The organism is Glycomyces mayteni (assembly GCF_042428885.1).
Lineage (GTDB): Bacteria > Actinomycetota > Actinomycetes > Mycobacteriales > Micromonosporaceae > Glycomyces > Glycomyces mayteni.
Map to the genome: position 1 here is coordinate 181,792 of NZ_JBHMBP010000005.1, position 14,601 is coordinate 196,392.

The 14,601-nt window shown below is 72.4% G+C and carries 12 protein-coding genes; 9 read left to right on the plus strand and 3 right to left on the minus strand.

The features are described from left to right. Positions 1 to 88: 88 nt before the first annotated feature. Together ACFFXY_RS22445 and ACFFXY_RS22450 are read left to right on the plus strand one after the other, a co-directional pair. On the plus strand, positions 89 to 2,329 hold the full coding sequence (locus tag ACFFXY_RS22445) for an MMPL family transporter (RefSeq protein WP_382356016.1): 2,241 nt from the start codon (positions 89 to 91) through the stop codon (positions 2,327 to 2,329). Between the two features lie 71 nt (positions 2,330 to 2,400). After that, positions 2,401 to 3,105, plus strand: coding sequence for a DedA family protein (locus ACFFXY_RS22450; RefSeq protein WP_382356018.1), 705 nt, complete (start codon positions 2,401 to 2,403; stop codon positions 3,103 to 3,105). A gap of 46 nt (positions 3,106 to 3,151) precedes the next feature. Here ACFFXY_RS22450 and ACFFXY_RS22455 read toward each other — a convergent pair whose 3' ends face one another. Beyond that, positions 3,152 to 4,171, minus strand: coding sequence for a pirin family protein (locus ACFFXY_RS22455; RefSeq protein ID WP_382356020.1), 1,020 nt, complete (start codon positions 4,169 to 4,171; stop codon positions 3,152 to 3,154). 69 nt (positions 4,172 to 4,240) lie between these two features. On the opposite strand from ACFFXY_RS22455, the gene ACFFXY_RS22460 reads away from it, so the two are divergent. Both ACFFXY_RS22460 and ACFFXY_RS22465 read left to right on the plus strand, forming a co-directional pair. After that, positions 4,241 to 4,729, plus strand: coding sequence for a MarR family winged helix-turn-helix transcriptional regulator (locus ACFFXY_RS22460; protein WP_382356022.1), 489 nt, complete (start codon positions 4,241 to 4,243; stop codon positions 4,727 to 4,729). 45 nt (positions 4,730 to 4,774) lie between these two features. Next, positions 4,775 to 6,466: a DUF2264 domain-containing protein gene (locus ACFFXY_RS22465; RefSeq protein ID WP_382356024.1), complete on the plus strand. Its 1,692-nt coding sequence runs from the start codon at positions 4,775 to 4,777 to the stop codon at positions 6,464 to 6,466. Here the strand turns inward: ACFFXY_RS22465 and ACFFXY_RS22470 are convergent. Both ACFFXY_RS22470 and ACFFXY_RS22475 read right to left on the minus strand, forming a co-directional pair. Beyond that, entirely contained in the window at positions 6,448 to 7,668 is a 1,221-nt protein-coding gene (locus ACFFXY_RS22470) for an ROK family transcriptional regulator (RefSeq protein ID WP_382356026.1), read from the minus strand. The two genes, ACFFXY_RS22465 and ACFFXY_RS22470, sit on opposite strands and share 19 nt — an antisense overlap. Before the next feature lie 39 nt (positions 7,669 to 7,707). After that, positions 7,708 to 8,916, minus strand: coding sequence for an ROK family transcriptional regulator (locus ACFFXY_RS22475; RefSeq protein ID WP_382356028.1), 1,209 nt, complete (start codon positions 8,914 to 8,916; stop codon positions 7,708 to 7,710). A 170-nt stretch (positions 8,917 to 9,086) separates the two neighbouring features. Here ACFFXY_RS22475 and ACFFXY_RS22480 point away from each other — a divergent pair, with 170 nt between their 5' ends. The 5 genes from ACFFXY_RS22480 to ACFFXY_RS22500 are packed head-to-tail and all read left to right on the plus strand — an operon-like array spanning position 9,087 to position 14,587. Beyond that, positions 9,087 to 10,763, plus strand: coding sequence for an ABC transporter substrate-binding protein (locus ACFFXY_RS22480; protein ID WP_382356030.1), 1,677 nt, complete (start codon positions 9,087 to 9,089; stop codon positions 10,761 to 10,763). A gap of 34 nt (positions 10,764 to 10,797) precedes the next feature. Beyond that, positions 10,798 to 11,787 (plus strand): ABC transporter permease, encoded by a 990-nt coding sequence (locus ACFFXY_RS22485; protein WP_382356032.1) that lies wholly within the window; start codon positions 10,798 to 10,800, stop codon positions 11,785 to 11,787. Between the two features lie 12 nt (positions 11,788 to 11,799). Further along, the gene (locus tag ACFFXY_RS22490; protein WP_382356034.1) at positions 11,800 to 12,807 is read left to right on the plus strand and encodes an ABC transporter permease; all 1,008 of its coding nucleotides are present in this window, start codon (positions 11,800 to 11,802) and stop codon (positions 12,805 to 12,807) included. Further along, positions 12,804 to 13,679, plus strand: a complete 876-nt coding sequence (locus ACFFXY_RS22495; RefSeq protein WP_382356036.1) for an ABC transporter ATP-binding protein — start codon at positions 12,804 to 12,806, stop codon at positions 13,677 to 13,679. The genes ACFFXY_RS22490 and ACFFXY_RS22495 overlap by 4 nt, the downstream gene beginning before the upstream one ends. Beyond that, positions 13,676 to 14,587: an ABC transporter ATP-binding protein gene (locus tag ACFFXY_RS22500; protein ID WP_382356038.1), complete on the plus strand. Its 912-nt coding sequence runs from the start codon at positions 13,676 to 13,678 to the stop codon at positions 14,585 to 14,587. Before ACFFXY_RS22495 ends, ACFFXY_RS22500 begins: the two co-directional genes overlap by 4 nt. The last annotated feature ends 14 nt before the right edge of the window (positions 14,588 to 14,601 follow it).

A 14,601-nucleotide genomic window follows, 5' to 3' on the forward strand; every position in this document is an offset into this window, starting at 1 on the left:
GTCCCGCCGACACACACCCGAGCGGCTGCGCCGCCAGACAGCGCAGCCTTCGGCGGGACCGGCCAATCATCCGATTGGAGCACCCACCGTGGCCACCTTCCTCTACCGTCTCGGCAGAGGGTCCTATCGACTGCGATGGCTCGTCCTCGCCGTCTGGGTCCTCGTCGTCGGCGGCGTCGGCGCCGCAGCCGCCACCCTCCAGCAGGAGACGAACCCCGAGTTCGTGCTCCCCGGCACCGAGTCGCAGGAGGCCTTCGACCTCCTCGAAGAGCGCTTCCCCGAGATGGACGCCGACGGCGGCTCCGCGCAGATCGTCATCCAGTCCGAGGACGGCCAGGCCCTCACCGCGGAGGCGAACGCGGCGGCCATCGCCGACCTCGCCGCCGTCATGGAGGACTCACCGCAGGTCGCGGCCGTGACCAGCCCGCTCGCCACCGGCCCCGACGGCACGCCGATCGGCATGCTGTCGGCCGAGGACCAGACCATCGGCGTCATGCAGGTGACCTACGCCGAGCCCTCGATGGAGCTCGACGAGGACACCATCGCCTACCTTGAGGACGCCGTCGCGGACGCCGAGGACCAGGGCATCCGCGTGGAAGTGGGCGGCGACGTCCTCCAGGCGATGCCCGAGACCAGTGCCACCGAGCTCATCGGCATCGGCGTGGCCCTCATCGTCCTGGTCGTCACGTTCGGCGCGCTCCTGGCCGCCGGGCTCCCGATCATCACCGCGGTCCTGGGCGTCATGCTCACCACCGCGGGCATCCTCGCCGCGACCTCGTTCATGAACGTCAGCGAGTCCACCGGCACGCTCGCGTCCATGATCGGCCTGGCCGTGGGCATCGACTACGCGCTGTTCATCCTCTCGCGCTACCGGGGCGAACTCGCCAAGGACGGCCGCGTCGAGGACAAGCGGGCCCGCGCCGAGGCCATGGGCCGCGCCGTCGGCACCGCCGGCTCGGCCGTGTTCTTCGCGGGCCTGACCGTGATCATCGCGCTGCTGGGCCTGTCGGTCGTGAACATCCCGTTCCTGACCGAGATGGCCGTGGCCGCCGCGGTCACCGTCCTCATCGCCGTGGTCATCGCCGTGACCCTGCTGCCCGCGTTCGCCGGGTTCGCCGGGAAGCGGATCTTCACCAAGCGCCAGCGCCGCCGCATCGCCGAGGGCACGCACGGCACGAAACCCAACGGCGGCAAGCGCTGGGCCGGGTTCATCACCCGCCACCCGATCCTGGTGGCCCTGGTCGGCATCGTCGGCCTCGGCGCGCTCGCCTACCCGGCGACCGACCTGGAGCTGGGCCTGCCCGACGCGGGCTCCTCCTCCGAGGACACCACGCAGCGCCAGGCGTACGACCTCATCAGCGACGGCTTCGGCGCGGGCTTCAACGGCCAGCTCATGATCGTGGGCGACCTCCACGACGGGGTCGACGCGAACACCGCCGCGGCCGACGTCACGGCGGAGCTCAATGACATCGACGGCATCGCGATGGTCGGCCAGGCCGTGCCGAACGCGGACGGCGACACGCTCCTGGTGACCGTGATCCCCGAGACCGCGCCCGCCGACGAGGCCACGAACCAGCTCGTCCACGACATCCGCGGGGTCCTCGCGCAGGACGCCGACGCGGACTGGTCGGTGACCGGCGCGACCGCGCTGAACATCGACATCTCCGACAACCTCAACGACGCGCTGCTGCCGTACATGCTCATCGTGGTCGGCCTGGCCGCGCTGATCCTGCTGCTGGTGTTCCGCTCGCTGCTGGTGCCGGTCCTGGCGACGCTCGGGTTCATGCTCAGCGTGTTCGCGGCCCTGGGCGCGCTCGTCGCGGTCTTCCAGTGGGGCTGGGGCGCGGAGCTGTTCAACGTGGACCAGCCGGGCCCGATCATGTCGATGATGCCGATCCTGATGATCGGCCTCGTGTTCGGCCTGGCGATGGACTATCAGATCTTCCTGGTGACCCGCGTCCGCGAGGCCTACGTCCACGGGGCCGACCCGAAGCAGGCCATCGTCGAGGGCTACGGGCACTCCTCGCGGGTGGTCGTGGCGGCGGCGCTCATCATGATCTCGGTGTTCGCGGCGTTCATCTTCAGTGCCGAGTCGCTCATCGCCTCGATGGGCTTCGCGCTGGCCGCGGCCGTCGTGTTCGACGCGTTCGTGGTCCGCATGGCGATCATCCCGGCGGTCATGGCCCTGGTGGGCCGGGGCGCGTGGTGGCTGCCGAAGTGGCTGGACCGCATCCTGCCGAACGTGGACGTCGAGGGCGAGCGGCTCCAGAAGCGCCTCGCCGAGGACGCGCCCGAGGACGAGCGCGAGCTCGTCGGAGCGACCAAGTAGCCGAAGCCCGAAGGGGACTCGGGCCGACCCCCGGCCCGGGTCCCCGCGGGTGTCGGTGAACGGGGGACCCCATGACGGTCTTCTTCTTGGCGCTGCTGATCCTCGTCGGCATGATCACCGCGGACTTCTTCGTCCCGATGCTCCCGAGCGCGACCCTGGTGACGGCCGCGGCGGGGCTCGTGTTCGGGAACCCGTGGCTGATAGCCGTGCTCCTGGTGGGCGCGGCCTCCTCGTCGTGGTTCGGCGAGTTCATGGGCTACAAGGTGTTCCGCGCGGTGCGGGCCGGGCTGCGGCGGCGTCCGCCCCGGTTCGTGGCGCGCCTGGCCGAGCGGTCGGTGATGGGAGCGGTGCTGAAGCTGGAGAGGCTCCTCCAGGGCAGCGTCGCGAAGCATCCCTACCGGACCACGGTGATCGCGCGCTTCCTGCCCGCGGGCCGCACGACGCTCGCGTGGATCGCGGCGGGCGCGGGCCGGGCCCCGTACGGGCGCATGGCCCTGCTCGGCGGGGTCCTGTGGGCGGTCTACACCGTGAGCCTGGGCCTGCTCATCGCGTGGATCGCCGGGCCGGGCCTCCAGTCGCTGCTGGGGTCGGTCCTCACCGTGCTCGCGGTCGGCCTCATCCTCGGCTGGGTCGCCAAGCACTGGCAGCGGACCCACGCGGGGGAGGCCGAACCCGAAGCGCCGCTTGCCATCGAGGCGGCACCGGCCGGGCCTTCCGCGTCCGAGCTGCGCACCGAGGCCGAGCCGGAGGAGTGCCCTCCCGCGAAGGCCGCGTGAACGAGACGCGGGCCCGTCCTCTCGGACGGGCCCGCGTCGCCATTGCCTACAACTGCTCGCAGCCGCCCGGAACCCAGGGGTCCTCGGGGTCGGGCGCGAACTCGCGGCCCTGGCGCCCGGCCGGGATCTGGCCCATGCGCCCGGCCTGGAAGTCCTCGACGGCCTCCATGATCTCGGAGCGGGTGTTCATGACGAACGGCCCGTACCGCGCGACCGGCTCGCCGATCGGCTCCCCGCCGAGCAGCAGCACCTCCATCGCCCCGGTCGAGTAGTGCTGCTCGGGCCCGGCGCCGACGGTGATGTAGTCCCCGCCCGCGGCGAACCGCGCGAGCTGCGACTCCTTGAGCGGGCGCTTCTCGTCGCCCGCGTAGCCGTCGCCGTGCATCGCGAACGCCATCGCCGAGTACGGGTGCTGCCACGGGATGCGCACCTCCGCGCCCGGCGAGAGCGAGGCGTGGACGAGCGTGATCGGCGTGTACGTGCTCCCCGGTCCCGCGTGGCCCGCGACGGTCCCGGCGATGATCCGCACCAGCGCCCCGCCGTCGGTGGACGACACGAGCGTCAGCCCGGCGCCGCGGATGTCCTGGTAGTTCGGCGGGTTCCACTTGGCGCGCTTGGGAAGGTTCACCCACAGCTGCACGCCGTCGAACACCCCTCCGGTCATGACCAGCTTCTCCGAGGGCAGCTCGTCGTGCAGCAGGCCCGAACCCGCCGTCATCCACTGGGTGTCGCCGCCCCTGATCACGCCGCCCCCGCCGTGGGAGTCGGTGTGCACGAACGTGCCGTCCATGAGGTACGTGACGGTCTCGAAGCCGCGGTGCGGGTGCCACGGGGCGCCCTTGGCCTCGTGCGGCTCGTACGCCGCGGTCATGTGGTCGAGGAGGAGGAACGGGTCGCCGCCGTCGGTGAGGCTCGGCGTCGGGAACGGCCGCCGCACCGGGAAGCCGCCGCCTTCGAGCGTGCGCACGGAGTCCACGACCTTCGCCACGGCGCGCGGACGCGACTCCAGCGCGGGCGCGTCGAGACGCGGCAGCGCGAGGATGTCGGGCACGGTCACTGCGGGCATGATGTCCTCCTCAGAACGTTGGTCGGCCAACAATATCATTGGCCGACCAACTATTGATACGCTGGGCCCATGGAACCCACCCGCACCACCGCCGGGACGCCCGGCGCCGACGTGTGCGACGACGAGCAGCGCGTCGGCCGGATCGGCCACGCCCTCTTCCGCGTCTCCCGCGCCCACCGCGCCGCCGCGGGCCGCCTCCTGCGCGAGATCGGCCTCTACCCCGGCCAGGAGGTCATGCTCGGCCGCCTCGCCGACCACGGCGACACCCGCCAGTCCCGCCTCGTCCTCGACCTCGGCACCGACCCCTCCACCGTCACCAAGATGCTCCAGCGCCTCGAACGCCAGGGCCTGGTCGAACGCCGCCCCGACCCCCTCGACCGCCGCGTCTCGGTCGTCGCCATCACCGCCAAGGGCCGCGACCTCCTCGACCGCATCGAGGACTCCTGGAGGCGCCTCGACGAGATCACCTGCGCCGGATTCGACGACGCCGACCGCGAGCGGCTCGCCGCCCTCCTCGCCCGCCTGGAGCGCAACCTCGCCGCCTGCCAGGAGGACTGACACCGGGGTTGCACCCCCGCCCCCGCGTTGATAGCGTCTGCCAGCGTGACTTCACCGCAGCGCACGTTCGGGCCCCTGGACCAGACCCACGCCGGATGGGGCGCCGCGGCGCTGGCCATAAGCAGGCCCGCCGTCGAACTGGCCGCGCAAGGCCCGGGCGCGATGCCCGTCACCATGTCGAACCACTCCCACCGCGAGAACTGGTTCGAGCTCCTCACCCGCCCCCTCTGGGGCCTCGCCGCCGCCAAGGACCACGTCCCCGACTCGGTCTGGGAGCCCCTCGCCGGGACCCTCGCCCGCGCCCTGGACGACGAGGACGACTGGTACATCGGCGACGCCGCCCGCGGCGGCCAGCGCATCGTGGAGGCCGCCTCCGTCGGCTGGGGCCTCGCCACCGCCCCCGAGAAGCTCTGGGAACCCCTGGACCCCAAAGCGAAGGACAAGGTCGCCGCCTGGCTCTCCCGCGCCTACACCGCCGAGGTCGCCGACACCAACTGGCACTACTTCCCCGTCTTCGCCGGGCACGGCCTCAAGCGCATCGGCGTCGAGCACGACCGGGCCGTCGCCGCCGCCCACCTGGAGCGCATGGGGGAGATGCTGCTGGGCGACTCCGTCTTCGAGGACGGCCCCGGCGGCCGCGTCGACTACTACAACCCCTTCGCGTTCCACACCTACGCGCTCCTGCACTTCAAGCTCTCCGGCGACGACCGGTACGTCGCCAATGCCGCGGCCTTCGCCAAGCGCTTCGGGTCCTGGTTCGCCGCCGACGGCGCCGCCGTCCCCTACGGCCGCAGCCTCGGCTACCGCTTCGCGCAGTCGTCCCTGTGGGGCGCGCTGGCCGCCGCCGACGTGGAGGCCGTCCCGTGGTCCGAGGCCGCCGGGCACGCCCGCCGCAACCTCGACTGGTGGTGGCGCCGCCCGATGCTCGACCCCGCGGGCCGCCTCACGGTCGGCTACTCCTACCCGAACGACTCGGTCGTGGAGCAGTACCTCACCGCGGGGTCCCCGTGGTGGGCGACGAAGGCGTTCATCGGGCTCCTCGCCGGGCCCGCGCACCCGTTCTGGACCGCCGACGAGGCGGTCCCGGGGCCGGTGGTCGAGCCGCACAAGGCCGCCCGCGCCGTCCACGTGCGCGACCGCGCCGGGCACGTCACGCGCCTGAACGGCCAGGCCTGGCACCCGTGGGCCCGGGGCGGCCAGGCCGCGTACGGGAAGTTCGCGTACTCCTCGCTCGCCGCGTTCTCCCACGCCACGGCCGGTCCCGGCCTCGAAGCGGCCGTGCCGGACGGGGCCCTGCACCTCTCGGAGGACGGGCGCCACTGGCGGGGCCGCGAGGACTCCGACGAGGGGACCATCGACGAGAACGGCGTGCTCACGATCGAGTGGCAGCCGTGGGAAGACGTGTCGATCACGACCTCCCTCGAAGCGGCCGTGGACGGCTGGCACGCCCGCGTCCACGTCGTGGACACCGGGCGGCTCCTGTACACCGGCGAGGGCGGCTGGTGCGTGCCCAAGGCCGGGCACGTGGCGCAGGTCGGCGAGGCGAAGGCGCTCGTCACCAGCCAGGGCCTGCGCTCGGAGATCATCGACTCCGGCACCGGCCGCGAGGCCGACCTCATCGAGCCGATGCCCGGCACGCACCTGTACTGGCCCGCGACGGTCCTGCCGGTGCTGCGCGGCGTCCTCGAACCGGGGAAGTACGTGCTGAAGTCCCTGATCTACCTCGGCACGGAGTGAGCGGTCCGCAGCTGCGGGTTCGGTGACTCCAGGAGGTTGCGCAGGACCACCGCGGCGCCGCCGAGCGCCGCGGCCTGCGCGACGTCCGCGGCCAGCTCGACCTCGACGGTGTGGACGTGGCGCATGAACACCGACCGGTTGAGCAACTCCTCCAGGACGTCGCGGTACGCCTGCCCGGACTCGGCGAACGCCTGCCCGGCGAGGACCACCCGGCCCACGTCGAACATGTTCACCAGGGTCACGGTGGCGACGGCGAGGCGCTGCGCGGAGTCGGCGATGAGCGCGGCGGCCGCGGGGTCGCCCTCGCGGGCGGCGCGGCCGACGCGGTTGAAGTCGGTGACCGTGTCGGCGCCCAGGCCGAGCCGGGCCGCGAGGTCCGGGTCCTCCATGGCCCGCTCCACGACCGGGCGCGGCCCGGCCACGGGGTCGAGGCAGCCGCGGTTGCCGCACGGGCAGTCCTCGCCGAGCGCGTCGACCGAGATGTGGCCCAGCTCGACGCCGTTGGAGGTCACGCCCCGGTAGGGGTGCCCGTCGAGGATGACGCCGCCGCCGATGCCGCCGGACATGAACACGACCGCGAAGCTCGACCCGGAGCCGCCGAGGGTCTGCACGCCCAGGCCCGCGGCGGTCGCGTCGTTCTCCAGGGCCACCGGGAGCCCGGTCGCGGCCGCGAGGGTCTCGGCGAGGGGGTACCCGGTCCACTCGGGCGTCGGGTGCGGGGTGATGACCACGCCCGCCTCGCGGTCCTGCGGCCCGTAGGTCGCCAGGCCGATGCCCAGGACCTTGTCGCGCGGGACCGCGGCGTCCTCCAGCATCGCCTGCACGTGGGCGGCCAGCTCGGCCACGACCTCCGCCAGCGGTCGCTTCCCGGAGCCGGGCATGTCGCGGCGGACCACGACCCTTCCGGCCAGGTCGACCACGACGCCCACGGCCGCGAACTGGTCGAGCTGCACGCCGACCATGTAGCACGCGTCGTCCCGGACGCCGATGAGCCGTCTCGGGGTGCCGCGGTTGGCGGGGACGGTGCCGACCTCGTGGACCAGGCCCAGGGCGGTGAGTTTGCGGACCGCGTGGGTCATGGTCGCCGGCGTCATGCCCGTGGCCTCGGCCAGCTCCACGCGGCTGGCGGCCCCGCGCTCGCGGATGATGTCGAGCACGACCGCCAGCGTGGGCAGGCGGGTGTCGGCGCCGAACGAGCGCAATGCGGGCTCCTTACTCGGGGTGCACGGGCGGGTTTCACCTTACTGGACACGCTCGTCCGGTGACCGGGCGAAATCGGCGGGGCGGGGCGCGCCCTGCATGGCCCGCAGGACGTGGAGCGCGCCCCCGAGCGCCGCGGCCGACCCGGTGTCGGCGGACACGAGGACCTTGGGCCGGCTGAGCGCGCGGCTGAGCGCGAGCCGCTCCAGCTCGGCGGCGACCCGGTCGCGGTACAGGCTCCCGGCCACCGTGAACGCGGGCCCGGCGAGGACGACGGTGTCGAGGTCGAACAGGTTCACCAGCGTCACGGCGGCCTGCCCGATCCACCGCGCGGACCGCTCCAGCATCGCGGCGGCGTCGGCGTCGCCCGCGCGCCAGGCGCGGGCGATGCGGTCGAAGTCCGCGAGCGCGCCGTCCCGCGCCCCGGTGAGTCCGAACCGGGCGGCGAGCGCGGGGTCGCCGAGGGCCCGCGCGACGACGGCCTGCGGGGCGGCCTCGGCCTGCGCGCAGCCCGCGCCGCCGCACACGCACGGCGTGGCGCCGCCCGCGAGGGCCACGTGCCCGATCTCGACGGCGTTGGAGGCCCGGCCGCGGTAGACCTCGCCGTCGACGATGACGCCGCCGCCGATCCCCGAGGCCATGTAGACCAGGCCGAACGTGTCGGTGCGCGGGGCCCCGGCCCACAGCTCGCCGACCGCGGCGGCGGTGGCGTCGTTCTCCAGCAGCACCGGCAGGCCCAGCCGCTCGGCGAGCGTCGCGGCGAGCGGGTACTCCAGCCAGTCGGGGCCGGGCTGGGCGGTGAGGAGCACGCCCCGGTCGAGGTCCTGCGGTCCGTGGGTCACCAGGCCCGCGCCGAGGACGCGGCCGCGGGGCACCTCGGCCCGCTCCAGCAGCGCGCCGACGTGGGCGGCGAGGGATTCGACCGTGGCGTCGGGGCCGCGCCCGCCGGTCCCGGGGAGGTTCGCGGTGGCGATGCGGCCCCCGGCGAAGTCGAGGACCTCGATCGTGGTGGTGGTCCGGTCGACCTGGACGCCCACGGCGTGCCAGGCGTCGGCGACGAGCCGCAGCAGCCGCCGGGGCTGGCCGCGGCCGGGCTGCGGGTCGCGCCCGGACTCGCGCACGAGCCCGTCGGCGATGAGCGGCCGCACGGTGTTGGTGATGGTCGCGGCGGTCAGCCCGGTCCGCTCGGCGAGCTCGACGCGGCTCAGGGTGCCCTCGGTCCGCAGGAGGTCGAGCACGCGTCGGGCCACGCCCGCACGGGTTCCGCCCCGGTGGCGCATCGGCGGCCTCCTTCGGAAGTTCATCGGATCTTATTCTTGACACCTTAAATTTAACAGGTTAATAATTGGCCGGACGCCCAAGCGGGCGCGACCCCCTCCAGTTCCGCGGGCGACGGCGCCCCGGACCCGAAAGGACGACGATGTCACCCAAGAACGGACTGCGGCGCCGCGCCGCGGCCGCCCTCGCGGGCGCGGCCGTGCTCGGCCTCGCGCTCACCGCCTGCTCGGGAGGCTCCGGCAGCTCCTCCTCCACCGACACCCTCGTGGTCTACACCGGACAGGCCGGCGACTACCAGATCAACTTCAACCCCTTCTCGCCCACCAAGATCGGCGGCATGGGGACGATCTACGAATCCCTCTTCTTCTTCAACAAGGCCCAGGTCCAGGACCCGGTCCCGCTGCTGGGCACCGAGGAGGCGTGGAACGAGGACGGCACCGTCCTGTCCGTGACCCTCCGCGACGGCGTGACGTGGAGCGACGGCGAGGCGTTCACCGCCGACGACGTGGTCTTCACCTTCGACCTGCTCAAGGCCACCCCGGCGATCAACGGCGGCGGCTACGACGGCACGGCCGCGGCCGTCGACGACACCCACGTCACCCTCACCTTCGCGACGCCGATGTTCACCAAGGCCCCCGACCTGCTGAGCACCCCGATCGTCCCCGAGCACCTGTGGGCCGACGTCGACCCGACCGCCGACGTCGTGGAGGAGCCCGTCGGCACCGGCGCGTTCACCCTCCAGGAGTTCAAGCCGCAGGCGTACACGCTCGCGGCCAACCCCGACTACTGGGGCGGCGAGCCGGAGGTCAAGGAGATCCGATACCTGTCGCTCTCGGGCAACCAGGCCGGGGCCGACGCCATCGCCGCGGGCACCATCGACTGGCAGACCGGGCCGATCCCCGACATCCAGAACACGCACGAGAACTTCCCGAACTACGACGCGTACACGCAGTGGCAGAACCAGATGGTCCTGGGCGCCTGCTCCAACCCCGACCTCGGATGCGAAGGCCCGCAGACCGACCCGGCCGTGCGCAAGGCCCTGTACTACGCGCTCGACCGCGACCAGCTCAACTCGCTGGCGTTCATGGACACCGCAGGCGAGGTCTCGCCGGTGTTCACCCTGACCCCGAGCCAGGACCAGTTCGTCTCCGCCGCGATCGAAGAGAAGACCGCGCCGCAGACCGCGCAGGCCGACACCGCCTCCCAGACGCTCGAAGCGGCCGGGTGGGCGAAGGGCTCGGACGGCATCTACGAGAAGGACGGCGAGCGCCTCTCGCTCACCGTCGAGGTCGTGACCGGCTGGACCGACTACATCACCGCCGTCGACACCATGGCCTCGCAGGCCAAGGAGGCCGGCATCGAGCTGACCGCCGCCCAGTCCTCCTGGAACGAGTGGACCGACCAGCGCCTCAAGGGCGAGTTCCAGCTCGCGATCGACTCGCTGTGGCAGGGCCCCACGGCCGACCCGTACTACCTGTACAACTACTTCTTCGTCTCCACCGCGACCACCCAGGTCGGGGAGTCGGCGGGCAACAACTACGCGCGCTTCAGCGACCCGGACGTGGACGCCGCCCTCGACGCGCTCTCGGCGCTGCCGCTCGACGACACGGCCGCCCGCCAGCCGTACTTCGACACCATCCAGGCCGCGATCTGGGACGACATGCCGTACATCCCGATCATGACCGGCGGCACCACGAGCGTGTGGAACACCGCCGAGTTCACCGGCTGGCCCTCGGACGAGGACCTCTACGCGTTCCCGGCGGTCTGGTCCGCCTGGGACTGCGCCGAGATCTTCAAGCACCTCAAGCCGAAGGGCTAGAGGGCGTTCGCCCCCGAGGAGGAGCCGAGACACAGTGAACTACTTCCTGCGCAAACTGAGCTTCTACGCCGTGGCCCTGTGGGCGGCGCTGACGCTGAACTTCGCCATCCCGCGGCTGCTGCCGGGCAACCCCGTCGACATCCTGCTGGCCAAGCTCCAGCAGCGCGGCGAGACGGTCACCCCGGAGACCCGCAAGGCCTACGCGCTCCTCCTCGGGGGCGACAGCGACGATCCGCTGTGGATCCAGTACTGGGACTACCTGAAGAACCTCGCCCACGGCGACCTGGGCGTCTCGGTCAGCTACTACCCGGCCAAGGTCAGCGACGTGATCCTCACGTCGCTGCCCTGGACGGTGGTGCTGGTCGGGATCGCCACGGTCCTCGCGGCGGTCCTCGGGGTCCTGCTCGGCGCGGTCGTCGGGTGGAAGCCCGGCACGTGGCTGGACTCGCTCGTCCCGTCCACGACGCTCCTGGCGGCCGTCCCGTACTTCTGGCTGGCGCTCATCCTCGCCTACCTCCTGGCCCGCGTCCTGGGCTGGTTCCCGCTCCAGGGCGGGTACGACGTGGTCCTCACGCCCGGCTGGAACGGCGAGTTCATCGGCTCGGCCATCCAGTACGGGTTCCTGCCCGCGCTCACGATCGTGCTCGCCTCGATCGGCGGCTGGGTCCTGGGCATGCGCAACATGATGGTCTCGACGCTCTCGGAGGACTACATCCTCACCGCCGAGGCCAAGGGCCTGTCGCCGCGGAAGATCCTGCGCTCCTACGCCTCCCGCAACGCCGTGCTCCCCTCGGTGGCCGGGTTCGCGATCTCCCTCGGGTTCGTCGTCTCCGGCTCGGTCATCACCGAGCAGGTGTTCTCCTACCCCGGGATCGGCGGGCGCCTGCTGGGCGCGGTCACCAACAACGACTACGCGCTCATGCAGGGCGTGTTCCTGTTCATCACCCTCGCCGTCCTGGGCGCGAACCTCCTGGTCGACCTCCTCTACGGCATCATCGACCCCCGCACCCGGGCGCGGACCTAAGGAGCGGCGACCATGACGAACCTCAAGCCCGCCAACACGACCCCCGTCGCGGACGCCGACGCCGCGGCCCCCGCCGCCGGGCCCGCCCGCTCCGGCTGGCGCTCCCTCCTGCCGACCATGACCCCCTGGCTCGCGATCGGCCTCGTCCTCGTCGCCGGGATCGGCCTGTTCGGCCTCCTCGGGCCGCTCTTCGTGGGCGACCCGCAGCAGATCCGCGACCAGGGCCTGACCCCGCCGTCCGCGGAGTTCTGGCTCGGCACCACCCAGACCGGGCAGGACGTGCTCGCGCAGCTCGCCTACGCGACCCGCGGCTCCCTCCAGATCGGCCTGCTCGTGGGCGTCCTCGCCACCGTGCTCTCGGCGTTCTTCGGGATCTACGGCGCCTACCGCGGCAAGTTCCTCGACGACGCGTTCTCCCTGTTCACCAACGTGTTCCTGGTGATCCCGGGCCTGCCGCTGGTCATCGTCATCTCCGGGTTCGTGCCCCGCGAGAGCCGCGGACTGTGGACGATCGCGATCGTCCTGGCCGTCACCGGCTGGGCCGCCTCCGCGCGCGTCCTCCACGCCCAGACCCTCTCGGTGCGCCAGCGGGACTACGTGGCCGCCTCCCAGGTCTCGGGCGAGCGCCCGTGGCGGGTCATCGTGGTGGAGATCCTCCCGAACCTGCTGCCGGTCATCGCCTCGCAGTTCGTGTTCGCCGTCATCGCCGCGATCCTCGGCGAGGCCGGGCTCTCCTACATCGGCCTGGGCGCCTCCAACTCCGCGACGCTCGGCACGATGCTCTTCTACGCCCAGAACGGGTTCGCGCTCTCGCTGGGCGCCTGGTGGTGGTTCGTGCCGCCGGGCCTGATGATCGCCCTGTTCGGCATGGGCCTGTCGCTCGTCAACTTCTCCATCGACGAGGTCATCAACCCCAAGCTGAAGAACCTGCGCCAGCACCGCCGCCGCGCCCGCCGGGCCCTGCGCCTCGAACGCGAGCTGGCCCGCCGCACCCCTGCCCCCGAGGAGACCGACCGATGACCACCGCACCTCCCGTCCTCACCGTCGAGGACCTCACGGTCGTGTATGAAGTGGACGAGCCGGTGACCGCCGTGCGCGGCGCCGGCCTCACCCTCCACCGCGGCGAGATCCTCGGTCTCGCCGGCGAATCCGGCTGCGGCAAGACCACGCTCGCCTACGCCGTCAACCGCCTCCACCGGCCCCCGGCCCGCATCGCCTCGGGCCGCATCACCTTCCACGACCGCTCCGGCGAGGACGTCGACATCCTCGCCCTCGACGACCGCGAGCTGCGCGCGTTCCGCTGGGACCGGCTCTCCATGGTCTTCCAGGGCGCGATGAACGCCCTCAACCCGGTCGGCACCGTCCGCGCCCAGCTCGCCGACACCCTCCGCGCGCACCGCCCCAAGATGGGCCGCAAGGAGATCCGCGACCGCTCCGAGGACGTGCTGCGCCGCGTCGGCGTCGACCCCCGCCGCCTCGGCTCCTACCCGCACGAGCTGTCCGGCGGCATGCGGCAGCGCGTCATGATCGCCATGGCCATGCTCCTGGAGCCCCAGATCATGATCATGGACGAGCCGACCACCGCGCTCGACGTGGTCGTGCAGCGCGACATCCTCCGCGAGATCGTGCGCCTGCGGGACGAACTCGACTTCGCCGTCGTCTTCATCACCCACGACCTGCCGCTGCTGCTGGAGATCAGCGACCGCATCGCCGTGATGCTCGAAGGCGAGATCGTCGAACTCGACACCGCCGCGTCGCTCTACCGCGACGCGAAGCACCCCTACACGCGGAAGCTCCTGGGCTCCTTCCCGAGCCTCTCGGGCGACCGCGGCGCCTTCATCCGCACGGGCGTGGACGAGACCGAGGCCGAAGCGACCGAGGAGCGAGCATGACCAGCGTGCACGTCACCGACCTGGTGAAGGACTACACCATCCGCAATGGCCTCAGGCGCACCCGCCTGCGCGCCGTCGACCACGTCAGCCTCGACCTCGCCCCCGGGCGCACCGTCGCCCTCGTCGGCGAGTCCGGGTCCGGCAAGTCCACGATCGCGAAGATCCTCACCCGCATGGAGACCCCCACCTCCGGGGGCGTCGAGGTCGTCCGCGACGACGGCAGCTCAGTCGAGCGGGCCGCCTACCGGCGCGAGGTCCAGATGGTCTTCCAGGACCCCTTCGCCTCCCTCAACCCGTTCCACTCCATCGAGCACCACATCGCCAGGCCTCTGCGCATCCACGGCCGCACCGCCGCGGGCGAGGAGACCCGGCGGCGCGTGCTGGAGATGCTCGAACGCGTCAACCTCACCCCCGCGGCGAACATCGCCCCGCGGCGCCCCCACGAGCTCTCGGGCGGGCAGCGCCAGCGCGTCGCCATCGCCCGCGCGCTCGCCCCCGGCGCGAAAGTCCTCATCGCCGACGAGCCGGTGTCCATGCTGGACGTGTCGATCCGCCTCGGCGTGCTCAACCTCCTGGGCCGCCTCCAGCGCGAGGACGACCTCGCGGTCCTGTACATCACCCACGACCTCGCCACGGCCCGCCACTTCTCCGACGAGATCACCGTGCTCTACCGCGGCCGCGTCGTCGAGCGCGGCCCGGCCGACGCGGTCATCCTCGACCCGCACCACGACTACACGAAGCTCCTCGCCGCCGCCGCGCCCGACCCCGAGCGCCCCGGCCGCGTCACCGCAGACGCTCCGGTCGACCGCGACGCGATCGACAACAGCGCCTGCTACGACCACTTCGCGGGGGAGTGGCGGGAGGCCGGAGTCCCCGCCGCCCGAGCGAAGACCGTCGCCCGCACCTGACGCCCGCGCGGGAC

Coding starts and splice junctions, on each gene's coding strand:
- ACFFXY_RS22450 (WP_382356018.1), top strand. CDS start 2,401: ATGACGGTCTTCTTCTTGGCGCTGCTGATCCTCGTCGGCATGATCACC.
- ACFFXY_RS22455 (WP_382356020.1), bottom strand. CDS start 4,171: ATGCCCGCAGTGACCGTGCCCGACATCCTCGCGCTGCCGCGTCTCGAC.
- ACFFXY_RS22460 (WP_382356022.1), top strand. CDS start 4,241: ATGGAACCCACCCGCACCACCGCCGGGACGCCCGGCGCCGACGTGTGC.
- ACFFXY_RS22480 (WP_382356030.1), top strand. CDS start 9,087: ATGTCACCCAAGAACGGACTGCGGCGCCGCGCCGCGGCCGCCCTCGCG.
- ACFFXY_RS22490 (WP_382356034.1), top strand. CDS start 11,800: ATGACGAACCTCAAGCCCGCCAACACGACCCCCGTCGCGGACGCCGAC.
- ACFFXY_RS22495 (WP_382356036.1), top strand. CDS start 12,804: ATGACCACCGCACCTCCCGTCCTCACCGTCGAGGACCTCACGGTCGTG.
- ACFFXY_RS22500 (WP_382356038.1), top strand. CDS start 13,676: ATGACCAGCGTGCACGTCACCGACCTGGTGAAGGACTACACCATCCGC.